Origin of the sequence: Bradyrhizobium uaiense (assembly GCF_010811875.1) — a bacterium.
GTDB classification, from domain to species: Bacteria; Pseudomonadota; Alphaproteobacteria; order Rhizobiales; family Xanthobacteraceae; genus Bradyrhizobium; species Bradyrhizobium uaiense.
In genome coordinates this window covers 1-232 of sequence record NZ_VKHP01001136.1, presented here as the reverse complement: position 1 = coordinate 232, position 232 = coordinate 1, and the positions used below count along the sequence as shown (strand labels likewise).

1 protein-coding gene is annotated in these 232 nt (G+C 55.6%); it reads right to left on the bottom strand.

Going from position 1 to position 232, the window contains the following annotated elements; translation table 11 throughout:
• Window positions 1-49: 49 nt before the first annotated feature.
• Window positions 50-232 (bottom strand): hypothetical protein (locus FNJ47_RS50890; protein WP_206685447.1); only part of this gene is annotated, 183 nt, incomplete at its 5' end.

The following is a 232-nucleotide window of genomic DNA, read 5'->3' as shown; positions in this document are numbered from 1 at the left end:
CGCCTGTTGGCCCTTCGCGACATATTGCATCGCGGCACGACCTTTGTCGCTAACGGGGTATAGCGGAAATTGACAGGCCGCCGTCTATTGCGGAGGGCGATGCTCGTGACCCGAAGCGGAAATCCGTTGTCCAATAAATCTTGCCATTTTTGGCAACAGCGCCACACTTCTCTTGCATACTGCCACGGGAGGCAAAAATGCGGCGATCAATCGCGTTGTCGGCGTCGCTAAT